General features: G+C 69.8%; 20 protein-coding genes and 2 tRNA genes. 4 read left to right on the forward strand and 18 right to left on the reverse strand.

Features of this window, described 5'->3' with window-relative positions:
• The 8 genes from mrdA to AB0912_RS24680 all read right to left on the reverse strand — a co-directional run bounded on the left by mrdA (window position 1) and on the right by AB0912_RS24680 (window position 10950).
• On the reverse strand, window positions 1-2265 hold the full coding sequence (gene mrdA, locus AB0912_RS24645) for a penicillin-binding protein 2 (RefSeq protein WP_366703263.1): 2265 nt from the start codon (window positions 2263-2265) through the stop codon (window positions 1-3).
• 61 nt (window positions 2266-2326) lie between these two features.
• On the reverse strand, window positions 2327-2998 hold the full coding sequence (gene mreD, locus AB0912_RS24650; protein WP_366703265.1) for a rod shape-determining protein MreD: 672 nt from the start codon (window positions 2996-2998) through the stop codon (window positions 2327-2329).
• A gap of 18 nt (window positions 2999-3016) precedes the next feature.
• Window positions 3017-3958 (reverse strand): rod shape-determining protein MreC, encoded by a 942-nt coding sequence (gene mreC / locus AB0912_RS24655; RefSeq protein ID WP_366703267.1) that lies wholly within the window; start codon window positions 3956-3958, stop codon window positions 3017-3019.
• 220 nt (window positions 3959-4178) lie between these two features.
• On the reverse strand, window positions 4179-5198 hold the full coding sequence (locus tag AB0912_RS24660; RefSeq protein ID WP_081217257.1) for a rod shape-determining protein: 1020 nt from the start codon (window positions 5196-5198) through the stop codon (window positions 4179-4181).
• Window positions 5199-5602: 404 nt separating this feature from the next.
• On the reverse strand, window positions 5603-6016 hold the full coding sequence (gene ndk, locus AB0912_RS24665) for a nucleoside-diphosphate kinase (RefSeq protein WP_366703269.1): 414 nt from the start codon (window positions 6014-6016) through the stop codon (window positions 5603-5605).
• Window positions 6017-6169: 153 nt separating this feature from the next.
• The gene (locus AB0912_RS24670) at window positions 6170-6577 is read right to left on the reverse strand and encodes a DUF4233 domain-containing protein (protein WP_366703271.1); all 408 of its coding nucleotides are present in this window, start codon (window positions 6575-6577) and stop codon (window positions 6170-6172) included.
• A 5-nt stretch (window positions 6578-6582) separates the two neighbouring features.
• Entirely contained in the window at window positions 6583-8118 is a 1536-nt protein-coding gene (locus AB0912_RS24675; protein ID WP_366703273.1) for a folylpolyglutamate synthase/dihydrofolate synthase family protein, read from the reverse strand.
• 207 nt (window positions 8119-8325) lie between these two features.
• Complete coding sequence (locus AB0912_RS24680) at window positions 8326-10950, reverse strand: valine--tRNA ligase (protein WP_366703275.1); 2625 nt, start codon at window positions 10948-10950, stop codon at window positions 8326-8328.
• A gap of 136 nt (window positions 10951-11086) precedes the next feature.
• On the opposite strand from AB0912_RS24680, the gene AB0912_RS24685 reads away from it, so the two are divergent.
• Window positions 11087-12049 (forward strand): hypothetical protein, encoded by a 963-nt coding sequence (locus tag AB0912_RS24685; RefSeq protein WP_366703277.1) that lies wholly within the window; start codon window positions 11087-11089, stop codon window positions 12047-12049.
• A gap of 74 nt (window positions 12050-12123) precedes the next feature.
• Here AB0912_RS24685 and clpX read toward each other — a convergent pair whose 3' ends face one another.
• The 5 genes from clpX to AB0912_RS24710 form a co-directional block, all read right to left on the reverse strand.
• Complete coding sequence (clpX, locus tag AB0912_RS24690; protein WP_366703279.1) at window positions 12124-13410, reverse strand: ATP-dependent Clp protease ATP-binding subunit ClpX; 1287 nt, start codon at window positions 13408-13410, stop codon at window positions 12124-12126.
• Between the two features lie 160 nt (window positions 13411-13570).
• Window positions 13571-14251 (reverse strand): ATP-dependent Clp protease proteolytic subunit, encoded by a 681-nt coding sequence (locus AB0912_RS24695; RefSeq protein ID WP_366703281.1) that lies wholly within the window; start codon window positions 14249-14251, stop codon window positions 13571-13573.
• Window positions 14252-14369: 118 nt separating this feature from the next.
• Window positions 14370-14975 carry an ATP-dependent Clp protease proteolytic subunit gene (locus AB0912_RS24700; protein ID WP_060897745.1) on the reverse strand — a complete coding sequence of 202 codons (606 nt, stop codon included), beginning with the start codon at window positions 14973-14975 and terminating at the stop codon, window positions 14370-14372.
• Window positions 14976-15399: 424 nt separating this feature from the next.
• Window positions 15400-16782, reverse strand: coding sequence for a trigger factor (gene tig / locus AB0912_RS24705; RefSeq protein ID WP_366703283.1), 1383 nt, complete (start codon window positions 16780-16782; stop codon window positions 15400-15402).
• Between the two features lie 210 nt (window positions 16783-16992).
• Window positions 16993-17069, reverse strand: a tRNA-Pro gene (locus AB0912_RS24710).
• 162 nt (window positions 17070-17231) lie between these two features.
• Here AB0912_RS24710 and AB0912_RS24715 point away from each other — a divergent pair.
• Window positions 17232-17305 (forward strand) — tRNA-Gly (locus AB0912_RS24715).
• Window positions 17306-17458: 153 nt separating this feature from the next.
• Here the strand turns inward: AB0912_RS24715 and AB0912_RS24720 are convergent.
• On the reverse strand, window positions 17459-17653 hold the full coding sequence (locus AB0912_RS24720) for a hypothetical protein (protein ID WP_016435177.1): 195 nt from the start codon (window positions 17651-17653) through the stop codon (window positions 17459-17461).
• A 659-nt stretch (window positions 17654-18312) separates the two neighbouring features.
• Here AB0912_RS24720 and AB0912_RS24725 point away from each other — a divergent pair.
• Complete coding sequence (locus AB0912_RS24725; protein WP_366703286.1) at window positions 18313-19560, forward strand: acyltransferase family protein; 1248 nt, start codon at window positions 18313-18315, stop codon at window positions 19558-19560.
• Window positions 19561-19633: 73 nt separating this feature from the next.
• Here the strand turns inward: AB0912_RS24725 and AB0912_RS24730 are convergent, their stop codons facing one another.
• Entirely contained in the window at window positions 19634-20089 is a 456-nt protein-coding gene (locus tag AB0912_RS24730) for an HD domain-containing protein (RefSeq protein WP_366703288.1), read from the reverse strand.
• A gap of 70 nt (window positions 20090-20159) precedes the next feature.
• A complete protein-coding gene (locus AB0912_RS24735) occupies window positions 20160-21332 on the reverse strand; it encodes a PP2C family protein-serine/threonine phosphatase (RefSeq protein WP_366703290.1) in 1173 nt (390 codons plus the stop codon).
• Window positions 21333-21502: 170 nt separating this feature from the next.
• On the opposite strand from AB0912_RS24735, the gene AB0912_RS24740 reads away from it, so the two are divergent.
• Window positions 21503-22732, forward strand: a complete 1230-nt coding sequence (locus AB0912_RS24740; RefSeq protein ID WP_366703292.1) for a GNAT family N-acetyltransferase — start codon at window positions 21503-21505, stop codon at window positions 22730-22732.
• A gap of 138 nt (window positions 22733-22870) precedes the next feature.
• On the opposite strand, the gene AB0912_RS24745 is transcribed toward AB0912_RS24740, so the two are convergent.
• Both AB0912_RS24745 and AB0912_RS24750 read right to left on the reverse strand, forming a co-directional pair.
• Window positions 22871-23680, reverse strand: coding sequence for a DNA-formamidopyrimidine glycosylase family protein (locus AB0912_RS24745; protein ID WP_366703294.1), 810 nt, complete (start codon window positions 23678-23680; stop codon window positions 22871-22873).
• A 212-nt stretch (window positions 23681-23892) separates the two neighbouring features.
• Window positions 23893-24381 (reverse strand): ribose-5-phosphate isomerase, encoded by a 489-nt coding sequence (locus AB0912_RS24750; RefSeq protein WP_366703296.1) that lies wholly within the window; start codon window positions 24379-24381, stop codon window positions 23893-23895.
• Between the last annotated feature and the right edge of the window lie 37 nt (window positions 24382-24418).

Below are 24418 nucleotides of genomic sequence, written 5' to 3' on the forward strand. Positions count from 1 at the left end.
TCATGTCAGGACCCTCTTCCCCCGTCGCCCGCCCGGGCGGCCCCCGCGCCTGCGGGTGTCCCGGTTGGCGGCCGTCGGTGAGGCGGTGGTGCCCGCGGGCAGGTCCTGGTCCTGGTCGGTCGTGGCGTCCCGCAGGGCGTCGTTGGCCTGGAGGTCCTTGACGGGGTCCTTGGAGACGGGCGGCGAGTCGATCGAGCCGTCGCTCTGGATCTTCGGCAGACCCTTCTGCGGGGTGGGCAGGAGGGCCTTCTTCCTGTCGATGGTGCCGTCGGCCGAGACGCCGTAGAGCGCGTTGTAGATCTTGCGGACGGCCTCACCGGAGGCTCCCGAGCCGGTACCGGCCTGGGAGATCGTCATGATGATCGTGTAGTCCTTGGAGTACGTGGCGAGCCAGGAGGTCGTCTGCTTGCCGTAGACCTCGGCGGTACCGGTCTTGGCGTGCAGCGGGATCTTGTCCTGGGGCCAGCCGCCGAACTTCCAGGCGGCGGTACCGCGGGTGACGACGCCCGCGAAGGCATCGTTTATCCCCTTGAGCGTCGCCTGGTCGACGGGCAGTTTGCCGTTCTTCTTGGGCTTGATCTCCCGGACAGTCTTGCCGTCGGGGCTGACGAGCGCCTTGCCGATGGTCGGGGCGTAGAGGGTGCCGCCGTTGGAGACGGCGGAGTAGATGGCCGCCTCCTGGATCGGGGTGACGAGGGTGTCACCCTGGCCGATGGAGTAGTTGATCGAGTCGCCCTCGCGCATCCGGTTGCCTTCGAGGCAGTTCTCGTACGCGATCTGCTCGACGTACGTGCCGCCCTTCTTGCCGGTCTTGCACCAGACGGCCTTGTTGGCCTTCCAGTAGTCGGCCTTCCACTTGCGGTCGGGGACGCGGCCGGTGACCTCGTTGGGGAGGTCGATGCCGGTCTCCTTGCCGAGGCCGAACTGGTGGGCGGCCTTGTAGAAGTAGTCCTTGGGGGTCTTCTTGGGGTTGATGCCCCCGTCCTTCTTCCACTCGCTGTCGGAGAGGCCGTAGAAGACGGTGTCGCAGGAGACCTCCAGGGCCCGGCCCAGCGAGATGGGGCCGAAGCTCTCGCCCTCGAAGTTCTTGAAGACCTGGTTGCCGACCGAGTAGGAACTCGTGCACGGGTAACGCCCGTCGAAGGCGTATCCGGCCTCGACCGCGGCGGCCGTGGAGACCACCTTGAACGTCGAGCCGGGCGCCGACTGGCCCTGGATGGCGCGGTTCAGCAGCGGATAGTTGGAGTCCTTGCCGGTGAGCGCGGTGTAGTCCTTGCCCGAGATGCCGCCGACCCAGGCGTTCGGGTCGTACGAGGGGTTGGAGGCCATGGCGACGACCCGGCCGGTCTTGGCCTCCATCACCACGACGGCACCGGAGTCGGCCTTGTAGTTCTCGCCGGTGATCTTGTCGAACTGGGTGCGGGCGACCTTCATCGCGTCGTTCAGCTCGTACTCGGCGACGCGCTGGACGCGGGAGTCGATGCTCGTGACGAGGTTGGCGCCGGGCTCGGCCTTGTCGCTCTTGGCCTGGCCGATGACGCGGCCGAGGTTGTCGACCTCGTAGCGGGTGACGCCGGCCTTGCCGCGCAGCTCACGGTCGTACTGGCGCTCCAGGCCGGAGCGTCCGACCTGGTCGGAGCGCAGGTACGGCGAGTCGGTGTCCTTGGCCTTGGTGATCTCGGCGTCGGTGACCGGGGAGAGGTAGCCGAGCACCTGGGCGGTGTTGGCCTTGCCGGGGGCGGCGTAGCGGCGGACGGCCTCGGGCTCGGCGCTGATGCCGGGGAAGTCCTCGGAGCGCTCGCGGATCTGGAGGGCCTGCTTGGCGGTGGCCTCGTCGGTGATGGGGATGGGCTGGTAGGGGGAGCCGTTCCAGCAGGGCTGCGGCGTCTTGGCGTCGCAGAGGCGGACCTTCTCCATGACGTCCTTGGGCTTCATGCCCAGGACGCCGGCGAGCTTGGTGAGGACGGCCCGGCCGTCGTCGCGCATCTTCAGCAGGTCGGTGCGGGAGGCGGAGACCACGAGGCGGGTCTCGTTGTCGGCGATCGGCACGCCGCGGGCGTCGAGGATCGAGCCGCGCACGGCGGGCTGGACGACCTGCTGGACGTGGTTGCCGGAGGCTTCCTTGGCGTATTCGTCGCCGTTGCGGATCTGGAGGTACCAGAGGCGTCCGCCGAGGGTGCCGAGGAGGGAGAGTACGAGAATCTGGATGACGACGAGCCGGATCTGGACCCGTGGGGTCCGGCCGGTCTCCGGGATGTTGGTCACTGCTGGTGCCTCCCCCTCTCAGTGTGTGTGCGTGCCCCGCGTGTGCGTGCCCTCGGTGTCATCACAGGCGCTTCACGCCCTTGATGCGGCCGGCGCGGGCGACCCGCGCCCTGGCCGCCTTCACGCGCAGTCCGCCGCGCTGGCCGCCGATGCGCAGTCCGGTGCCGGCGCCCGCCCAGCCCGTCGAGACGTCGGCGGCCTTGGCGGCGGAACCGGCGTCGGAGAGCGGGTCGTTCTCGGCGCGCCGGGCCAGGGCCATCACGACGGGGACGACGAACGGGGCGAGCAGCAGGTCGTAGAGGGTGGCCGTGAACAGCAGGCTGGTGAGCCCGACGTGACGGGCGGCGGTGTCGCCGACGAGGGCGCCGACACCGGCGTAGAGCAGGGTGGAGCCGATCGCGGCGACGACGACCACGGCCATCGGGCCGGTGGCCGACTTGAGCCGGCCGTTCTCGGGCTTGACCAGGCCAGCGCAGTAGCCGATGACGCAGAGCACCAGGGCGTAGCGTCCGGCGGCGTGGTCGGCGGGCGGGACGACGTCGGAGAGGAGACCGGCGCCGAAGCCGATGAGGGCGCCGCCGACATGGCCGTAGACCAGGGCGAGGGCGAGCACGGTCAGGAGCACCAGGTCCGGGACGGCGCCCGGGAGGTGCAGACGGGCGAGAACGCTCACCTGGATCACCAGGGCGACGACCACCAGGGTGACGGAGAGCAGCATCCTGTTGAAACGCATGGGATTCGGCTCCTCCTGCTACTGCTGCTGCTGGCCGTCGACGGGGGCGTTCGCCGAGGGGGTGACCGTGACGGTCACCGTCGGCGTGGGCGTGGGTCTGGGTTTCGGCGGCAGCACGGTGTCGCGCGGGTCGCTCTTCGGGGCGGTGACGACGACCCCGAGGATGTCGAGCTTGGTGAACGAGACGAACGGCTTGACGTAGACCGTGCGGGTGAGGTCGCCGCCGGAGGGGTCGACCCGGGAGACGACGCCGACGGGGACGCCGGGCACGAACGGCTTGTCGGCCTGCGAGCCGAAGGTGACCAGCCGGTCGCCCTTCTTGATCTTCGCCTTGGCGTTGAGGAGTTCGACGCGCAGCGGGCTGTCGCCCTGGCCGGAGGCGAAGCCGAGTTCGTCGCTGGACTCCATCCGGGTGCCGACGGTGAAGTCGGGGTCGTTGGCGAGCAGAACGGTGGCGGTGTGCGGGCCGACGGTGGTGACGCGGCCGACGAGTCCGTCGCCGTTCAGGACCGTCATGTCGCGGGTGATGCCGTCGCGGGCGCCGACGTCGATGGTGACGGTCCAGGAGAAGCCCTGGGCCGCTCCTATGGCGATCACTTCGGCGCCCTTGATGCCGTACTGGCCCTCGCCGGCCACCTTGATCATCTTGTCGAGCTGCTTGAGGCGGCTGCGGTTGCGGTCGTCGCTGCCGAGCTTCGCCTTCAACGCCGCGTTGTCGCGCTCCAGTTGGGCGACGCGGTCATGGCGGCTGCCGGAGTCGCGGACCGCGGCGATCGCGTTGCCGACGGGGTCGACCGCGGACGACACCCCGTTCTCGATCGGGCCGAAGACCGTGGCGGCGGCCTGGCGGGCACCGTCGACCGGTGAGTCCTGCCCGCCGCGGATGTCCACCGTGATCAGTGCGAACGCGATGGCGATCAGCAGCACCAGGAGCAGCCGGCTCTCTCGTGTGTCCCTCACGTGCGGCGGCCGTGCCTTCCTCGTCGGAATGGTTCAACAGGGGCGCACCCCGGGCGAGTAGCGGGCCCGCGGGTGCGGTGAGGCTGGGGGGATGGAACGGAGGACGGGGTGACTGGTATGGGAGAGGTTATGTCTCTATGTCGCAGGAGTTTATGCCTCCACACCAATGATCCGCCGTACGAGAAGAGATCATCTCGTACGGCGGGATCGAAGCGTTACGTCATCGGCGCGGCTGGGCGTCCAGAACCTGCTGGAGCGCCTCGAATTCCTCGACGCACTTCCCGGAGCCGAGCGCCACGCTGTCGAGGGGGTCCTCGGCGATGTGGATCGGCATGCCGGTCTCGCGGCGGAGCCGCTCGTCCAGGCCGCGCAGCAGGGCTCCGCCGCCGGTCAGAACGATTCCGCGGTCCATCACGTCACCGGACAGCTCGGGCGGGCACTTGTCGAGTGTCGTCTTCACGGCGTCGACGATGGCGTTGACCGGCTCCTCGATCGCCTTGCGGACCTCCGCCGCGGAGATGACGACCGTCTTGGGCAGTCCGGACACGAGGTCCCGGCCGCGGATTTCGGTGTGCTCGTCAGTGTCGAGGTCGTACGCCGAACCGATCGTGATCTTGATCTGTTCGGCCGTCCGCTCACCGAGGAGGAGGCTGTACTCCTTCTTGATGTGCTGGATGATCGCGTTGTCCAGTTCGTCGCCTGCGACGCGGATGGACTGGGCGGTGACGATGCCGCCGAGCGAGATGACCGCGACCTCCGTGGTGCCGCCGCCGATGTCCACCACCATGTTGCCCGTGGCCTCGTGGACCGGCAGGCCGGAGCCGATGGCCGCGGCCATGGGCTCCTCGATAATGTGCACCTGGCGGGCGCCGGCCTGGGACGACGCCTCGATGACGGCACGGCGCTCGACGCCGGTGATGCCGGAGGGCACACAGACGACGACACGGGGACGGGCGAGGTAGCGCCGCTTGTGGATCTTCAGGATGAAGTAGCGGAGCATGCGCTCGGTGATCTCGAAGTCGGCGATCACACCGTCCTTCAGCGGGCGCACGGCAACGATGTTGCCCGGCGTCCGCCCGATCATCTTCTTCGCTTCCGCGCCGACCGCGAGAATGCCACCGGTGTTGGTGTTGATCGCGACGACGGACGGCTCGTTGAGTACGATCCCGCGACCCCTGACGTACACCAGCGTGTTGGCGGTCCCGAGGTCGACAGCCATGTCACGGCCGATGAACGACATTGAGTTCCCCATCAGGATTCGTCTGGCCTTCCCAAGTGGAGCTTTGACGGCTTTTTAGGACGGCGAAGTGGGTGCAGTGACGTGAAGGCTTCCATCGTAGACGCGCCTGCCCGAACACTGCGCGAGGGTCTTCGCCATTCTCAGCAGATGACGCGCCCTCTCGCTTCTGGAGACGGGCCATCGGAGGCACACGTTCCCCCGATCGGCACGCATATGCCACGGGACGGCCGTATTTTTCACGGCCGCCCCAGGTCAGACAGACGGAGAGCGGCTGACGGCCCCTCAGAAAAATTCTCGAAACTTTGCCGCGCGCCGCGCAGGTCGCCCCTCGGCGGGCCGCCCCTCGGCGGGCCGCCCCTCGGCGGGCCGCCCCTCGGCGGGCCGCCCGCTCTCGCCCCGGACGGTCAGGAGCGGCCCGGGAAGAAGATCTTCACCTCGCGCTCGGCGGACTCCTCGGAGTCGGAGGCGTGGATCAGGTTCTCGCGGACGATCACACCGTAGTCACCGCGGATGGAACCGGGGGCAGCGGCGATCGGGTCGGTCGGACCGGCCAGGGCGCGCACTCCCTCGATGACCCGCTCGCCCTCGACGATCAGTGCGACGACGGGGCCGGAGGCCATGAACGCCACCAGCGGCTCGTAGAAGGGCTTGCCCTTGTGCTCGCCGTAGTGCTGCTCCAGCGTGTCCTGGTCCAGGGTGCGCAGCTCCAGCGCGGTGATCTGCCAGCCGGCCTTCCGCTCGATACGGCTGATGATCTCGCCGGTCAGACCGCGACGGACGGCGTCGGGCTTGAGGAGGACGAGGGTGCGCTGGCTCACGGGGTGGCTCCTTCGGGTCACAAATGTGCGGGTCACCGAGGCTACAGGGCGTGTCGGGGGAGCTGTCACGCAGCGTCAGGTGATACGCGCGCGCCCGCCCTCCCGTCCCACGACCGGCCCGGGGCGGCGCGTCGCCGCCCCCTCCCGGCAGACCTACGCCGGCGTGCCGCCCGCCTCCGCCTGCGGCTGGGAACGGGTCCGCTCCGGGGCGGTGCCCTCCCCCGCCGACGCGGCCTGCGCGGCGAACCGCGCCTTCGCCTCGTCGATCTTCCGCCCGTAGTGGACGGACGCCCACCACAGGGCGGCGAAGATCGCGCCCAGCACGAACATCGACGGCACGAAGAAGCCGCCGGCGATCAGCAGGATCTGGAGCGCCCAGCCGAGCTGGACCCCGCCGGGCCGGGTGATCATGCCGCACAGCAGCACGCTCAGCAGCATGAGGACCCCGCACACCGTCCAGACCGTGGCCGTGGACAGATCGGGTTCCTTCATGGCGACGAGCCCGGCGAAACCGAGCACGAAGAACTCGCCGATCAGCGTGGAAGCACAGAGCGTACGCACGACAGTCAGCCCCTTCCCAGGAGCAGCCGGGCCTCGCCGACCGTGATGACGGAACCGGTGACCAGCACGCCGCCGCCCGCGTACTCGCCCTCTTCCTCGGCGAGCGTGATCGCGGCCTCCAGCGCGTCGTCGAGCCGCGGCTCGACCTGCACCCGGTCGTCGCCGAAGACCTCGACGGCGATCGCGGCCAGCTCGTCCGCGTCCATCGCGCGGTGGCTGGAGTTCTGCGTGACGACGACCTCGGCGAAGATCGGCTCGAAGGCCTCCAGTACCTCCCGCACGTTCTTGTCCGCGCTCGCGCCGACGACCCCGATCAGCCGGCTGAAGTCGAACACCTCGCTCACCGCCTCGGCGGTGGCCCGCGCGCCCGCCGGGTTGTGCGCGGCGTCGAGCACCACGGTCGGCGACCGGCGCACGATCTCCAGCCGCCCCGGCGAGGTGACGCCGGCGAACGCCTTGCGCACGGTGTCGATGTCCAGCTTCTCGGAGCGGGCCGCGCCGACCCCGAAGAACGCCTCGACGGCGGCGAGCGCCACGGCCGCGTTGTGCGCCTGGTAGGCGCCGTGCAGCGGCAGGAACACCTCCTCGTACTCGCCGCCGAGCCCGCGCAGCGTGAGGAGCTGGCCGCCGACCGCGACCTGACGTGCGACGACGCCGAACTCCAGGCCCTCGCGGGCCACCGTCGCGTTGACCTCGACGGCCTTCTTCAGCAGCACCTGCGCCGCGTCGACCGGCTGCTGCGCGAGGATCACCGTGGAGTCCTGCTTGACGATCCCGGCCTTCTCGACGGCGATCTCACCGGGGGTCTCGCCGAGCCGGTCGGTGTGGTCGAGGTCGATGGGGGTGACGACGGCTACATCACCGTCGATCACGTTCGTGGCGTCCCAGCTCCCGCCCATGCCGACCTCGACCACGGCCACGTCGACGGGCGCGTCCGCGAAGGCCGCGTAGCCCATGCCGGTCAGCACCTCGAAGAAGGACAGCCGGTACTCCTCCTGGCTGTCGACCATCTCGACGTACGGCTTGATGTCGTTGTACGTCTCGATGAACCGCTCGGCGGAGATCGGCGCCCCGTCCAGGCTGATCCGCTCGGTGATCAGCTGGACGTGCGGGCTCGTGTAGCGGCCGGTGCGCAGGTCGAAGGCGCTCAGCAGGGCCTCGATCATGCGGGCGGTGGACGTCTTGCCGTTCGTGCCCGTGATGTGGATCGAGGGGTACGCGCGCTGCGGCTCGCCGAGGAGGTCCATCAGCGCGGCGATCCGCCTGACGGAGGGCTCCAGCTTGGTCTCGCCCCAGCGGCCGGCCAGCTCCGTCTCGATGTCGCGCAGCGCCTTGTCGACCTCGGGGTCGGCGGGGCGGGCGGGGACGTCGGCCTGGCGGCCGGTGCCGCCCTGGGTGCGCAGGGTGCGGCTGCCGGCCTCGATCACCGCGAGGTCCGGGTCGCGGTCTGTCTCGGCCTCGACGATCTCCTCGAAGAGGCCGAGCGGGTCGCGCTCCGGGTCGTCGGGGGCGCTGCTGTCGTTCGGGGGGAGGTCGCTCACGGGGCCAGTCTACGGAGGGGGTGGGGTGTGCGGACGTCTGGGGTTTTTCGCCCCCTCCGCCCCTGCCCGACCCGTAACCGGGGGCTGCCGCCCCCGGCCCCCCGCATCGGCCTGAACGGCCTCGTCCTCAAACGCCGGACGGGCTAGGGGACAGCCCCTCCTGCGTTTGAGGAGCGGGGGCCCGGGGGTGGGGCCCCCGCTACGGGACTACGCCTCGGGGAGTTTCTCCAGCTGGGACTGGATGCGGGTGATGTCCTCGTCCGCCTTGGCGAGGCGGGTGCGGATCTTGTCGACCACCTGGTCGGGGGCCTTCGCGAGGAACGCCTCGTTGCCGAGCTTGGCGTTGGCCTGCGCCTTCTCCTTCTCGGCGGCGGCGAGATCCTTGGCGAGCCGCTTGCGCTCGGCGGCGACGTCGATCGTGCCCGACAGGTCGAGCGCGACCGTGGCACCGCCGACCGGCAGGGTCGCCGTGGCCGCGAAGCTCTCGCCCTCCGGCTGGAGCCGCAGCAACTGGCGGATGGCCGCCTCGTGCGGGGCCAGCGCGGTCCCGTCGAGGGTCAGCCGGGCCGGAACCCGCTGACCGGGCTGGAGACCCTGGTCGGCGCGGAAGCGGCGGACCTCGGTGATCACCGACTGGAGCGTCTCGATCTCCCGCTCGGCGGCGAGGTCCCGGAAGCCGCTGTCCTTGGGCCAGTCGGCGACGACGACGGACTCGCCGCCCGTGAGGGTGGTCCACAGCGTGTCCGTGACGAACGGGACGATCGGGTGGAGCAGCCGCAGCGTGACGTCGAGGACCTCACCGAGGACCCGCCCGGAGACCTTCGCGGGCTCGCCGCCGGCCATGAAGGTCGTCTTGGACAGCTCGACGTACCAGTCGAAGACCTCGTCCCACGCGAAGTGGAACAGCGCGTCGGAGAGCTTCGCGAACTGGAAGTCCTCGTAGAGCGCGTCGACTTCGGCGACGACGGAGTTGAGGCGGGAGAGGATCCAGCGGTCCGTCGCCGACAGGGCGGAGGCGTCCGGCAGGGGCCCGTCCACCGTCGCGCCGTTCATCAGCGCGAAGCGGGTGGCGTTCCAGATCTTGTTGGCGAAGTTGCGGGAGCCCTGGACCCAGTCCTCGCCGATCGGGACGTCGACGCCCGGGTTGGCGCCGCGCGCGAGGGTGAAACGGAGCGCGTCGGAGCCGTACTTGTCCATCCAGTCCAGCGGGTTGACCGCGTTGCCGAAGGACTTGGACATCTTCTTGCCGAACTGGTCGCGGACCATGCCGTGCAGGGCGATGGTGTGGAACGGCGGGGTGCCGTCCATCGCGTACAGGCCGAACATCATCATCCGGGCGACCCAGAAGAAGAGGATGTCGTAGCCGGTGACCAGGACGGAGTTCGGGTAGAACTTCGCGAGCGACTCGGTCTGTTCGGGCCAGCCGAGCGTGGAGAACGGCCACAGGCCGGAGGAGAACCAGGTGTCGAGGACGTCGGTGTCCTGGTGCCAGCCCTCGCCGGTGGGCGCCTCGTCGTCGGGACCGACGCAGACGACCTCGCCGTTCGGGCCGTACCAGACGGGGATGCGGTGGCCCCACCACAACTGCCGCGAGATGCACCAGTCGTGGAGGTTGTCGACCCAGTCGAAGTACCGCTTCTCCATCTCCTGCGGGTGGATCTTGACCCGGCCGTCGCGGACGGCGTCACCGGCGGCCTTGGCCAGCGGGCCGACCTTGACCCACCACTGCATGGACAGGCGCGGCTCGATTGTCGTCTTGCAGCGCGAGCAGTGGCCGACGGAGTGGACGTAGGGCCGCTTCTCGGCGACGATCCGGCCCTCGGCGCGCAGCGCGGCGACGATCGCCGAGCGGGCCTCCAGCCGGTCCAGGCCCTGGAAGGGACCGTGGGCCGTGATGACGGCGTGCTCGTCCATGACGGTGAGGGACGGCAGGTTGTGGCGCTGGCCGATCTCGAAGTCGTTCGGGTCGTGGGCCGGGGTCACCTTGACGGCGCCGGTGCCGAACTCCGGGTCGACATGCGTGTCGGCGACGACCGGGATGAAGCGGTCGGTCAGCGGGAGGCGGATCTCCTTGCCGACCAGGTGCTTGTAGCGCTCGTCGTCGGGGTGGACGGCGACGGCGGTGTCACCGAGCATCGTCTCGGCGCGGGTGGTGGCGACGACGATGGTGTCGTCCCCCTCGCCGTACTTCATGGAGACGAGTTCGCCGTCGTCGTCCTGGTACTCGACCTCGATGTCGGAGATCGCGGTCAGACAGCGCGGGCACCAGTTGATGATGCGCTCGGCGCGGTAGATCAGCTCGTCGTCGTAGAGCCGCTTGAAGATGGTCTGGACGGCCTGGGAGAGGCCCTCGTCCATGGTGAAGCGCTCACGGGACCAGGCGACGCCGTCACCGAGGCGGCGCATCTGGCCGCTGATCTGGCCGCCGGACTCGCCCTTCCACTGCCAGACGCGCTCGACGAACGCCTCACGGCCCAGGTCGTGGCGGGACTTGCCCTCCTTGCCCAGTTCGCGCTCGACGACGTTCTGCGTGGCGATGCCGGCGTGGTCCATGCCGGGCTGCCAGAGCGTCTCGAAGCCCTGCATGCGCTTACGGCGGGTCAGGGCGTCGATGAGGGTGTGCTCGAAGGCGTGGCCCAGGTGCAGGCTGCCCGTGACGTTCGGCGGCGGGATGACGATGGTGTACGGGGGCTTGTCGCTCTTGGCGTCGGCCTCGAAGTAACCCCGCTCCACCCAGCGCTCGTACAGCGGCCCCTCTACGTCGGCCGGCGCGTACTGGGTCGGCAGTTCGGTGTGGGGCGCTGATGGCTGCTGCTGAGCGTTGTCGGTCACGGGGTCAGTTTAGGGGCGTCACGCCCGTGTCCCGAAACGGGATTACTTCGTAACGGTGCGGCCCCCGGAGACCTGGCCCCCCGGCCGGTGCGCCAGGATGTCAGGAACACATAAGCATCTGGAGGGGAACCCAGGAATGAGCTACAACCAGCCGGGCCCGTACGGCGGGCAGCCCCAGCAGCCCGGGCCGTACGGTCAGCCGGCCGGCGGGCAGCCCCCGCAGCCCGGACCCTACGGTCAGCCGGGCCCCTACGGTCAGCCCCCGCAGCAGGCCCCTCAGCCGGGCTACGGCTACCCGCAGCAGGCTCCCCCGGCGCAGCCCGGCTACGGCTACCCGCAGCAGCCGCAGACCCCTCCCCCCGGCCAGCAGCCCGCGTACGGCCAGCAGCCGCCGTACAACACGGTCCCGATGCCTCCGGCACCGTCCGGCGGCAAGAAGAAGACGGGTCTGATCATCGGCGGCGTCGCCGTGGTGGCGGCGATCGCGGTGGGCGTGTACTTCGCGATCGGCGGGGGCGGCGGTTCGAACGTGGCCGACGACGGGCCGCACAAGCTGACGACGCCCGCGTCGGTCCTCGGCGGTGAGTACAAGAAGTCCAGCGACTCCGACAGCGGCGGTTTCGACGCGAACGACGTCAAGGACGCCGAGAAGCACGGCGTGAAGAACGCCCAGGACGTGCACGCCCCCTACCAGTCCGGGGACAAGAGCAACCCGCTGGCCCTGAAGATGATCAACTTCATGGGTGTGTACGGCGACATCGCCGATCCCGAAGGGGTCGTCGACGGCATGTTCGCCGAGATGAAGAAGAGCGCGGACAAGGACAGCGACGGCGAGGTCGTCGGCAGCCCCAAGGCGTACACGCCGAGCGGCCTCGACGGCGCGGTGCTCAAGTGCCAGGAGATGAAGGTCGACAGCGACTCCTCCGGCAGCGGCCCGAGCGAGATCCACATGCCGGTGTGCATCTGGGGCGACCACAGCACGCTGGGCGTCATCATCGACGTCGACCTGGCCTCCGCCATGACGGGCAAGAGCCCCGACCTGAGCGCGGCGGCCGACCTCACGGCCAAGTTCCGCAAGGACGTACGCGTCAAGGCCTAGCGGTGCCCGGCAGGACATGACGAAGGGGCGCCCGGCGGATTCCGCCGGGCGCCCCTTTCGCGTCAGGTGTCGCGTTACGCCGTCTTCTGCTCGCCCGGGCCGCCGCGGCGGGCGTCCCTGGGGATCAGGGTGGGGTTGACGTTCGACAGGACGACGTCGGCGGTGATGACGACGCGGGCGACGTCCTTGCGGGACGGGACCTCGTACATCACGGCCTGGAGGACTTCCTCCATGATGGCGCGCAGGCCGCGCGCGCCGGTCTGGCGCAGGATGGCCTGGTCGGCGATGGCCTCCAAGGCCTCGCGCTCGAAGTCCAGCTCCACACCGTCGAGTTCGAAGAGCCGCTGGTACTGCTTGACCAGCGCGTTGCGCGGCTCGACGAGGATCTGGAGGAGGGCCTCGCGGTCCAGGTTGTGGACCGAGGTGATCACCGGGAGGCGGCCGATGAACTCGGGGATCATGCCGAACTTGACGAGGTCCTCGGGCATGACGTCCTCGAACTGGTCCTTGGACTCCAGCTCGCGCTTCGAGCGGATCGTCGCGCCGAAGCCGATGCCCTTCGCGCCCGCCCGGGACTCGATGAGCTTCTCCAGGCCCGCGAAGGCGCCGCCCACGATGAACAGCACGTTCGTCGTGTCGATCTGGATGAACTCCTGGTGCGGGTGCTTGCGTCCGCCCTGCGGCGGCACCGAGGCCGTGGTGCCCTCGAGGATCTTGAGCAGGGCCTGCTGGACGCCCTCGCCGGACACGTCACGCGTGATCGACGGGTTCTCGCTCTTACGGGCCACCTTGTCGATCTCGTCGATGTAGATGATCCCGGTCTCGGCCTTCTTGACGTCGTAGTCGGCGGCCTGGATGAGCTTCAGCAGGATGTTCTCGACGTCCTCGCCGACGTACCCGGCCTCCGTCAGCGCCGTCGCGTCGGCGATGGCGAACGGGACGTTCAGCATGCGGGCGAGGGTCTGGGCGAGGAGCGTCTTGCCGGAGCCCGTGGGGCCCAGCAGGAGGATGTTGGACTTCGCCAACTCGATGGCGTCCTCGCGGTTCTGGCCCGTGCTGTTCTCGCCGGCCTGGACTCGCTTGTAGTGGTTGTAGACCGCGACGGAGAGCGCCTTCTTGGCGGACTCCTGGCCGACCACGTACCCCTCGAGGAACTCGTAGATCTCGCGGGGCTTGGGGAGTTCCTCCCAGCGGACCTCGCTCGTCTCGGCGAGTTCCTCCTCGATGATCTCGTTGCAGAGATCGATGCACTCGTCGCAGATGTACACACCGGGGCCTGCGATGAGCTTCTTGACCTGCTTCTGGCTCTTGCCACAGAACGAGCACTTGAGCAGATCGCCGCCGTCACCGATGCGTGCCACGGTGTGCTTCCCCTTCGCCTGGGAGCCGCCTGGGTCCAGCGGCTCCTGGTGCTGCCTTATGTCCGACGGTACCTTGCCGAGCCCCTCGTTCGGGCCCCCCTTGGCGCGGTTCACTTCGCAGCGAACCGCGCCGGGGAACGGCAGACGATACAGCGGTACGTCAGACAACCGCCGAGTTGTTCATCTTCCGGGTGGAGATGATCTGGTCGATCAGGCCGTACGACAGCGCGTCCTCAGCCGTGAGGATCTTGTCGCGCTCGATGTCCTCGCGGATCTTCTCGATCGGCGTGGTCGAGTGCTTGGCCAGCATGTCCTCCAGCTGCGAGCGCATCCGGAGGATTTCGTTGGCGGCGATCTCCAGGTCGGAGACCTGGCCGCGGCCGGTCTCGCTGTAGGGCTGGTGGATCAGCACGCGCGCGTTCGGCAGGGCCATGCGCTTGCCCGGGGTGCCGGCGGCCAGCAGGATCGCGGCGGCCGAGGCGGCCTGGCCCATGCAGACCGTCTGGATGTCCGGCTTCACGAACTGCATCGTGTCGTAGATGGCCGTGAGGGCCGTGAACGAGCCGCCGGGGCTGTTGATGTAGACCGAGATGTCACGGTCGGGGTCCATCGACTCCAGGCACAGGAGCTGCGCCATGACGTCGTTGGCGGAGGCGTCGTCGATCTGCACGCCGAGGAAGATCACCCGCTCCTCGAACAGCTTCGCGTACGGGTCGTACTCGCGCACGCCCTGCGAGGTGCGCTCGACGAAGCGCGGGATGACGTAGCGGGACTCCGCACGAGGACCGGTGTACTCGGCCTCCGTGCGGGCGAAGAGGCCGCTGCCGGGGAAGTCGTTCACTGTGTCTCCTGAAAAGCCTGAAAAGGGCTGAGCGGTCGGCTGGGGGCCGCGCCGGGGCCCGGTGTCACCCGGGGGGCGACGAGGGGCCCTGCGCCGCTCCCGGGGGCGCTGGAGGGGCTTACGCCGCCCCGGTGCCGCCGCCGCCCGGCATTCCGGCAGCGGTGGGCATGATGTCGTCGATGAGGCCGTACTCCTTGGCCTCGATCGGGTCGAACCAGCGGTCGCGGTCCGAGTCACGAGTGATCTGCTCGACGGTCTGACCGGTGTGGAAGGAGGTCAGCTCCGCCATCCGCTTCTTGGTGTGCAGCAGCCGCTCGGCGTGGATCTTGATGTCCGAGGCGGAGCCCGCGAGACCCGCGGACGGCTGGTGGATCAGGATCTCGGCGTTCGGCAGGGCGAAGCGCTTGCCGGGCGTACCGGCGCTGAGCAGGAACTGGCCCATCGAGGCCGCCATGCCCATGGCGATCGTCACCACGTCGTTCTTGATGTACTGCATGGTGTCGTAGATCGCCATGCCGGCCGTGATCGATCCGCCGGGGCTGTTGATGTAGAGGTAGATGTCCTTGTCCGGGTCGGAGGCAAGGAGGAGGAGCTGTGCCGTGATCTTGTTGGCGATGTCATCGTCGACCGCCTGGCCGAGGAAGATGATTCGCTCGCCGAGCAGTCGGTTGTAGACCTGGTCGCCGAGGCCACCACCGATGGGGTCGCCGGCAGCTGTGGGCATCAGATTCGTCACGTATCCACCTGCTCGTCTTACGACGGCGCCGGGCCGTCTCACGTCTTCTGCTGGGGGCGTGGGACCCCGGTGCTTCACACCGCCCGGGGCGGCTTCGGGGACTCCCCTGCCCTCGTATTCATGGACCCTAACGCGCGGGTCCCTCCGGGGAATCCCGCAGAGGGAACTGTTCGCTGTGAGCGCATGCGCCGCGCTGGCCTGACCGGGGTTTTGATCCCGTCCCCGGAGGGGCTCGGAGAGCCTGTGGGGGCCTTGACGGGCCGCGCCGTCCGACGGCCCTGACACCTGTGGCGCGACTGCGGGGCGGTGGGGGTCGCTCGCGCAGTTCCCCGCGCCCCCGGTACGCCGCTGGGCCCCGGAGACGAGAACGTCCCCGGGGCCCAGCGGCTCTCAGGCGTACAAGATGAGGTGATCAGGCCTCGGGCTTGTCCTCGGCCTCGGCCTCGGTGGTCTCCGTGGCCTCGACCGTCTCGGCGGTCTCGTCCTCGTCGTCCAGGTCCACGATCTCGCCGTTGGTGTCCTTGACCGTGGCGGCCTCCACGACGACCGCGAGGGCCTTGCCGCGGGCGACCTCGCCGACCAGCATCGGGACCTGGCCGCCCTCGACGACGGCCTGCGCGAACTGGTCGGGGGACATGCCGGAGGAGGCCGCGCGCCGCATGAGGTGCTCGGTCAGCTCCTCCTGGTTGACGTTCAGCTTCTCCTTGTTGACCAGCTCGTCCAGGACGAACTGCGTCTTGATGCCCTTGACCGCGGCTTCCTTGGTCTCGGCGTCGAACTCTTCCTCGGTCTTGCCCTGGATCTCCAGGTACTTCGCGAGGTCGAGGCCCATCTGACCGAGCTGGTGGTGCTCCAGGTTGTGCTTACGGGTGTTGATCTCGTCCTCGAGCAGCTTCTCGGGGACGGGCACCTCGACCAGCTCCAGCAGCTTCTCCAGGACGCGCTCCTGGGCCTGCGTCGCCTGGTCGTACTGCTTCATGTTCTCGAGGCGCTTGCGGCTGTCCGCCCTCAGCTCCTCCAGGGTGTCGAACTCGGAGGCGAGCTGCGCGAACTCGTCGTCCAGCTCGGGCAGTTCGCGGGCGGCGACCTGGGTGACCTTGACGGTGACCTCGGCCTCCTTGCCGGTGGCGGAGCCGCCCTTCAGCTCGGAGGTGAAGGTGGTCTCGCCACCGGCCTGAAGGCCCTTCACGGCCTCGTCGATGCCGTCGAGCAGTTCGCCCGAGCCGATGGTGTACGAGACACCGCTCGCGACGCCGTCCTCCAGCACCTCGCCGTCGACCTTGGCCTCCAGGTCGAGGGTAACGACGTCACCGTCCTCGGCGGCGCGCTCGACCGGGGAGGTCGACGCGAAACGCTCACGCAGGTCGGCGACGGCCTTCTCGACGTCCTCGTCGCTGACCTCGATGGCGTCGACCTCGACCTCGATGCCCGAGTAGTCCGGGATCTCGATGGCGGGACGGACGTCGACCTCGGCGGTGAAGTTCAGCGTCTCGCCGTCCTTCAGCTCGGTGATGTCCACCTCGGGCTGGCCGAGGACGTTCAGCTCAGCCTCGTTGACCGCTTCGGTGTAGAACTTCGGGAGCGCGTCGTTGACGGCCTCTTCGAGCACGGCGCCGCGACCGAACCGCTGGTCGATGACGCGCGCCGGGATCTTGCCCTTCCGGAACCCCTTCACCGTGACCTGCTGGTTGATCTTCTTGTACGCCGCGTCGAGGCTGTCCTTGAGCTCCTCGAAGGGCACCTCGACAGTGAGCCGAACCCGGGTCGGGTTCAGGGTCTCCACGGCGCTCTTCACGGTTCGGTCTCCTTGTGGCTGACTTCTTGGGGGTTCTGCGGGGTTCTGCTGCGTGCTTCTGCCGGTCGGGCAGAGCCTTGGCGGATTCGCGCGGCCCTTGAGAGACTTAACAGCGCAGACATACGGGCACGCAGCTTGCATAGTAACCGCAGGCGGTACACGCCCCAAAAGGTGATCTTGCCGAGGCAGGGCCCCGGCGCGTTCTGCCGGTGGTCGGGGTGGCGGGATTTGAACCCACGGCCTTCCGCTCCCAAAGCGGACGCGCTACCAAGCTGCGCCACACCCCGTCGGTGCGACACGTAGGGTACATGCCCGCAAGCGGTGCGGCTGCCGCATTTCGGCTGGCCGACACGGCGGCGGACGCGAACGGAAACGGGGTGTGCGCCGAGGGGGGCCGACCCGCTACGATGCATCCTGTGCCGCGGTCGCTGACCTGCGGCGCGCCCTGTGCGGGCGTAGCTCAATGGTAGAGCCCTAGTCTTCCAAACTAGCTACGCGGGTTCGATTCCCGTCGCCCGCTCCATATGACGTAGGGCCAGGCAGAGGTTCGATCCTCTGTCTGGCCCTGAGTCGTTTCCGGGGCGGGTTCAGCCGCGCGACAGGACCCCCGGTGCCGGCGCGGAGGCGGGCCCCGGCGTGGTCGGCGCGGGGGCGGGGGGCCTGCCTGGCGGTGGCCTCAGAAGCTGATCGAGTTGATCGTCTCCGCTATCGAGTTGAGGAACCGGTTGATGGACGGGGCCATGCCGGTCGACGCGAGGAAGAAGCCGAAGAGCACCGCGACGATGGCGGGTCCCGCCTTGATCGATCCTCCTCGGATCAGCACCACGAGGATGATCGCCAACAGGAGCACCACTGACAGCGAAATGGCCACAACTGATCACACCCTACGGTCGGTCCGCTCTCCCGGCCCGGAGGTGCAGCCCCGCACACCCCCGCCAGAACCATCGTGCCACCAACGAGCCGCTCGTATGCGGCAGGTGACGCATCGTTGGCCAAGGACAGACCCAAGAGTCGGCCAAGGACTCACCGGTTCGCGGCGTCGCCCGCAGGTCCCGCCCGCTCACCGCGCGTCGGCCCCGCTCCCCCGTACGGCAATTCGGCGAGGGCCCCCAACAGGAAAAACAATAGGGATCGTTGCCGTGTCCACACATGCTGTTCGCAGGTAATTCGAATTGTCGCCACCGGCACACCACCGCTCCGCCGCAGCGCCCCCGAGACGGGTAACTAAAGCCCAATGAACCGGACATATGACCAGAGTCCCCCGCGGGCGTTATGCACCCTTTAGTTGGGATGAAGGGGGACAGAACACCCCTTCCTGGCAAGGGAATCGGCATACCGGAGCTTGTGCGAATCGACAGGCACACATCTTCAAATCCGGGGTAGGCGCAGACGATAAGCAGGAATGGGATCGAAGGTTTTACGAGAACACACAGAGAACGCTAGGGTGCCTCAGATGTCCCACGACGCCACGTCTCCCGTATGCGCAGTGAGGCTCAGGACCGCCCCCGGACGTTCGTGGCGGGAGGGCCTGTGACCGACACACTCCGAACCCAGGGCCGCACTGGGTCGCCCCTCCCTCCGGCCGTGCGGCCGACGGAGGGGGTGCCGGGCCCGCGCGCACCCGAACCGCCCGCGGCCACCGGCCCCGCGACCGCCGGCCCGGCGCCGGACGCCACGCCCTCCCAGCCCTCCTCGCCCGCCGCCCAGCCCGCCAAGAGCCGGGACGCCTTCTTCGACAACGCCAAGTACCTGGCCATCGTGCTCGTGGCGATGGGCCACACCTGGGAACCGTTGAAGGGGCAGAGCCGCACCGTCGACGCCCTCTATGTGCTCGTCTACGGCTTCCACATGCCGGCCTTCATCATCGTCTCCGGCTATTTCTCCCGGAACTTCGACATGCGCCCCGACCGCCTCAGGCGGCTGGTCACCGGCGTCCTCGTCCCCTACGTCCTCTTCGAGACCGCGTACTCGCTCTTCGACCGCTATGTCGGCGGCAACGCCGACCAGACGATCAGTCTGCTCGACCCCTGGTATCTCACCTGGTTCCTGGTCGCGCTGTTCGTCTGGCGGCTGACGGCCCCCCTGTGGAAGCTGGTCCGCTGGCCCGTGCCGGTGGCGCTCGGCCTGGCCGCGCTCGCCTGTGTCTCGCCGGAGATCGGCAACGACCTGGACCTCCAGCGCGTGCTCCAGTTCCTCCCCTTCTTCGTCCTCGGCCTGGTCATGAAGCCCGAGCACTTCCAGATGGTGCGCCGCCGCGAGGTGCGCGTCCTGTCGGTGCCGGTGCTCGCCGCCGCCCTCGCCGTGGGCTACTGGGCCGCGCCCCGGATGAACGACTCCTGGTTCTACCACCGGGACGCCGCGCAGGAACTCGGCGCTCCGTGGTGGGCCGGTGTCGTCATGACCCTGGCGCTCTTCGGCTGCTCGCTGCTGCTCACCGCCTGCTTCTTCGCCTGGACCCCCGGGCGCCAGTACTGGTTCACCGCGCTCGGCGCCGGCACCCTGTACGGCTATCTGCTGCACGGTTTCGTGGTGCGGGCCTCCCGGCAGTGGGACTGGCTCGACCACGCCTGGGTGCGCACCCCCGCCGGGGAGATCTTCGTGACGGTCGTCGCGGCGGCCCTGATCACCGTGCTGTGCACCCGTCCCGTCCAGCGGGTCTTCCGCTTCGCGATGGAGCCGAAGATGGCGTGGGCGTTCAAGCAGGACGCGACGGAACTGGCCCGGGAGCGGACCAAGGCAAACGCCAAGGCCAAGGCCAGCGCCGGCGCCAACGCCTAGGCGGGCGAGCGGGCGGGCGGGCGAAGGGTGTCCGCCCGCCGTGTGAGTCCGGGCGCCCGCCGGGCAACTCCGGTCAGGCGGGCGGGAGTCCGAGCAGGGAGCGCATCGCCGCGTACTTCTTCGTCAGGCGGGCGCGGGTGTGCTCGTCGAGGGCCGCGAGGCGGTCCGGGTCCGCGTTGTGGGCCAGGTCGGAGGCCTTGACCAGGAGGGCGCCGCGGGTGGTGCGGATGCGCCGCGCGTAGGACTCCGGGGATTCGCCGTCCTGTTTGGTGAGCGCCAGCACGATGTCCTTCGTCCGGGGGGTCAGCGCGGCTTCGGCGAGCCACTCCTCGGAGAGGGCGTCGTCCTCCACGGCGTCGTGCAGCCAGGCCGCCGCTATCTGGTCGTCGTCGCCGCCGCGTTCACGGACGCCGTCCGCCACCGCCTGGAGGTGCTCGGCGTACGGGCGGCCGGCCTTGTCGGTCTGGGCGGCGTGCGCCTTACGGGCGAGCGCCTCGACTTCGGCGAGGGTCAGGAGAGGTTGCGTCACCCGTTCAGTGTCCCCTCGGAACGCGCCGCTGCCGACCTCTTGCCGAAAACACCCGGCAGGCGCACCGGGGTCAGCGGGCCGCGTTCAGGCCCTCGCGGCAGATCAGCAGCAGGGCCCGGTCGTCGTTGACGTCCTTGGCGACGGCCTCGATGAGATGCCAGGCGGCGCCGTGAAAACCGCCGGCGACATAGCGGTCGGCCTCTCCGGTGAGCCGGTCGATGCCCTCCACGATGTCGCGTTCGGCTGTTTCGACCAGGCCGTCTGTGAACAGCATCAACACGTCTCCGGGCCGCAGCGAGCCCTTCACGGGGTCGAACTGGGCGCCGTCGTACACACCGAGGAGGGGGCCCTCGGCCGCCTTCTCCTCCCAGCGTCCGGTGCCCGCGCTGAGCTGGAGGCCCGGCGGGTGCCCGGCGGAGAAGAGTTCGTAGTCGCCCGAGTCGAGGTCCAGCACCAGGTGGATCGAGGTGGCGAAGCCCTCGTCCCAGTCCTGGCGCAGCAGATAGCCGTTGGCGGCGGGCAGGAAGGCGTGCGGCGGGAGCGAGCCGAGCAGGCCGCCGAAGGCGCCGGAGAGCAGCAGGGCGCGGGAGCCGGCGTCCATCCCCTTGCCGGAGACGTCGGTGAGGACGACTTCGAGGGTCCGGCCGCCGTTCGTGCGGGCGGCCACCACGAAGTCGCCGGAGAAGGACTGGCCGCCGGCCGGGCGCAGCGCCATCTCGCGGTGCCAGCCGACCGGGAGCTGCGGGAGCTTGCTCTGTACCCGGATGCGTTCGCGCAGGTCGAAGAGCATGGTGCCGCCGCGCCGCCACGGCACGCCGACCCGGCTGCGGAACTGGGCGATCAGCAGGCCGAAGAAACCGCAGGCCGCGACGACCAGGACCACGCCGGGGGTGACCCGGGAGGGGCCCTCGGTGTAGGGGCCGAGCTTGACGGACTCGACTATCAGCGCGCTGGCGGCGGCCGCGTACAGGCCGAGGAGGCTGGCGGGGCGCAGCAGCAGGCCGCCGGCGACGATCGGCAGGACGAGGACGGCGGGTGAGCACCACACCGAGTTGACCAGGGTGGTGGCGGCGATCAGGGGGATGGTGATGAGCAGGCCGACGAGCGCGATCCAGTCGGAACCGTCGCCGCGGAAGTAGTCCACGGCGGATCTGCGCAGCCCTGTGCGGGCCCGGTGCCACTGCTTCTTGACCCGGGCCGCGAACGTATCGGCTTCCGAGCGCCGCTCTCGTCCTGCTGCCATTAGTTCGGGACCCTATCCATCGGACCAGGTGCTTGGCACGGGAGGTCCCACTTGTCCCCCGTCCGAGCGCTCAACTTCACAGAGAACTTCACCGACATGTTCCGCTCGGGGGGCTCGGTGCGGGGCGAAATTCCCTCGCTCGCCCCGCATTGCCCTGGTAGGCATGGGCTATGACGACTGACGTCCGGGTGCTCCGGCAGGCCGACTGGGACAAGTGGTACGACAACCTGATCCGCGCGTTCGGAGGTGTGGCGGAGTCGTCCGAGGAGCGCGAACTGTGGAACGCGCTCACAGAGTACGACCGTTCGCTCGGCGTGTGGGACGGGACGGAGTGTGTGGGTACGGCGGGGGCCTTCTCCTTCCGTGTCACCGTCCCGGGCGGCGCCTCGGTGCCGGCGGCCGGGGTGACGATGGTGAGCGTGGCCGCGACGCACCGGCGGCGCGGGGTGCTCACCGCGATGATGCGCAGGCAACTGGACGACGTCCGGGCCGCGGGTGAGCCGCTCGCCGTCCTGACCGCCTCGGAACCGGCGATCTACGGCCGGTTCGGCTACGGCGTCGGCACCCTGCGGCTCAGCGCCGAGATCGACACCGGCCACGTACGGATGTCCGTACCGGCGGGGACCGACGACGTACGGCTGCGGTACGCGGCGCCGGGCGAGGTGCTCGACGCGTGCGAGGCGGTGTACGCGCGGCGGGTGCCGGAGCGGCCGGGGATGCTGGCCCGGCAGCCGGGCTGGGACCGGCTCCAGGTGCTCGACCCGGAGGGCGACCGGGACGGGGCGTCCCCGCTGCAGTGCGTGGTCGCCGAGCGGGACGGCGCCGTCGTCGGGTACGCGCGCTTCCGGGTCAAGCCGAGCTGGAGTCCGGCGGGGCACGACGGCGTGGTGCGGCTGGACGATCTGGAGGGAACCGATCCGGCGGCGCGGGCCGCGCTGTGGAGGTTCCTGTGCGACATCGACCTGACGACCGCCCTGCACACCCGGGGCCGTCCGCTGGACGAGGAGTGGCAGCACCTGGTGTCCGACATCCGGCGCTGTCAGGTGCGGGTGCGGGACGGGCTGCATGTGCGGCTCGTGGAGGTCGGGGCGGCGCTGGAGGCGCGGACGTACCAGGCGCCGGTGGACGTGGTGTTGGCGGTCGAGGACGCCTTCTGCCCCTGGAACGAGGGACGTTGGCGGCTCACCGGCGACACCAAGGGCGCCTCGTGCGTACGGACCGAGGACCCGGCCGATCTCGCGCTGTCCGTACGGGAGTTGGGCTCGGCCTATCTGGGCGGGGTGTCGCTCGCCTCACTGGCGGCGGCCGGACGGGTACGGGAGCTGCGGCAGGGCGCGCTGGCGGAGGCGTCCCTCGCGTTCGGCTCGCCGGTCGCGCCCTGGCTGCCGCACGGGTTCTAGGCCGCGGGGGTTCTGGGCCGCCGGGGTTCTGGGCCGCCGGGGTTCTGGGCCGCCGGGGTTCTGGGGCCGTACCGGTTCCAGAGGGGCGGCCCAACCGGGGCCGGGGTCGGGCCTGTTGGCGCCCAACCGGGGCCGGGGTCAGGCCTGTTGGCAGGTGGGGCACCAGAACAGGTTGCGGGCGGCGAGGCCGGCGGTGCGGATCTCGCCGCCGCAGATGTGACAGGGCAGGTGGGCCCTGCGGTACACGTAGACCTCGCCGCCGTGGTCGTCCACGCGCGGCGGGCGGCCCATGGCCTCGGGGGTGTGTTCCGGGCGGACGGTGTCGATGCGGTTGTCGCGGACGCCGTCGCGCATGAGGCCGACGAGATCGGCCCAGATCGCGTCCCACTCCCCCGCGCGCAGGTCCTTGCCCGCGCGGTACGGGTCGATGCCGTGCCGGAAGAGCACCTCGGCGCGGTAGACGTTGCCGACGCCGGCGATGACCTTCTGGTCCATCAGCAGGGCGGCGATCGTGGTGCGGCTGCGGGAGACGCGGCGGTAGGCGGCCGCGGGGTCGGCGTCGGGGCGCAGCGGGTCGGGGCCCAGCCGGCCGTGTATCGCGGCCTTCTCCTCGTCGGTGATGAGGGCGCAGGTGGTGGGGCCGCGCAGGTCGACGTAGGCGGTGTCGTTCGCGAGGCGGAGGCGGACGGTGTCGGTGGGCGGCGGGGCGGGGGCGGCGCCGAAGCCGACCTTGCCGAAGAGTCCGAGGTGGATGTGGACCCAGTCCGTGTCGCGGAAGCCGAGGAAGAGGTGCTTGCCGTGGGCCTCGGCCGTGGTCAGCGTGGCGCCGTCGAGGAGGGCCGCGGCGTCGCTGAACTTGCCCTGGGGGCTGGTGACCCGGGCCGGACGGCCGCCGAACGCGCCGAGGTAGTCCGCGGCGAGCCGGTGGATGGTGTGCCCCTCGGGCACGGCTCCTCCTGGTGGCCCCTGTGGGGCCCTGCTCGTGATCGTGTTGCCGGTCCTGTTGCTGAGTCTGCTGTGGTCCCGCCGCCGGTCCTGCTGGTCCCCGCGGCTGGTCCTGCGCCGCCCGGTGGCCCGGTGTCCCGGGCCCCGGACGATTCCGCCGTCTTACGGCGCTACGGCCGCTACGGCCGCCACGGCCGTTACGGCTGCCACGACCGTTACGGCTGCTGCGGGTGGTGGGCGGGGATCGGCGGGAGTTCCCGCGTCGTCTCGTAGTCCGACAGCATCTTGATGCGGCGGACGTGCCGCTCGTCGCCGGAGAACGGGGTGTTGATGAACGTCTCCACGAACTTCGTCGCCTCGTCCGCGGTGTGCATGCGGGCGCCGACGGCGACGACGTTGGCGTCGTTGTGCTGGCGGCCCAGCGAGGCGGTCTCCTCGCTCCAGGCGAGGGCGGCGCGCACCCCGGCGACCTTGTTCGCCGCGATCTGCTCGCCGTTGCCGGAGCCGCCGATGACGATGCCGAGGGAGCCCGGGTCCGCCACGGTGCGCTCGGCGGCGCGGAGGCAGAACGGCGGGTAGTCGTCCTGGGCGTCGTAGATGTGGGGCCCGCAGTCGACGGGCTCGTGGCCGGCGGCCTTGAGCCACTCGACGAGGTGGTTCTTCAGTTCGAGACCGGCATGATCGGAGCCGAGATACACGCGCATGGTCCGAGTGTGACACGCCCGTCTCGGCTCGGCTCCG

It is taken from the genome of Streptomyces sp. NPDC007084, from assembly GCF_040703595.1.
In the GTDB taxonomy this organism is placed as follows: domain Bacteria; phylum Actinomycetota; class Actinomycetes; order Streptomycetales; family Streptomycetaceae; genus Streptomyces.

What these genes read in the sequence shown, in the direction of transcription:
- AB0912_RS24660 (WP_081217257.1), bottom strand. Translation starts at nt 5,198, where the DNA reads ATGTCGTTCATCGGCCGTGACATGGCTGTCGACCTCGGGACCGCCAAC.
- mreD (WP_366703265.1), bottom strand. Translation starts at nt 2,998, where the DNA reads ATGCGTTTCAACAGGATGCTGCTCTCCGTCACCCTGGTGGTCGTCGCC.
- AB0912_RS24700 (WP_060897745.1), bottom strand. Translation starts at nt 14,975, where the DNA reads ATGCCCACAGCTGCCGGCGACCCCATCGGTGGTGGCCTCGGCGACCAG.
- AB0912_RS24750 (WP_366703296.1), bottom strand. Translation starts at nt 24,381, where the DNA reads ATGCGCGTGTATCTCGGCTCCGATCATGCCGGTCTCGAACTGAAGAAC.
- AB0912_RS24685 (WP_366703277.1), top strand. Translation starts at nt 11,087, where the DNA reads ATGAGCTACAACCAGCCGGGCCCGTACGGCGGGCAGCCCCAGCAGCCC.
- AB0912_RS24740 (WP_366703292.1), top strand. Translation starts at nt 21,503, where the DNA reads ATGACGACTGACGTCCGGGTGCTCCGGCAGGCCGACTGGGACAAGTGG.
- AB0912_RS24735 (WP_366703290.1), bottom strand. Translation starts at nt 21,332, where the DNA reads ATGGCAGCAGGACGAGAGCGGCGCTCGGAAGCCGATACGTTCGCGGCC.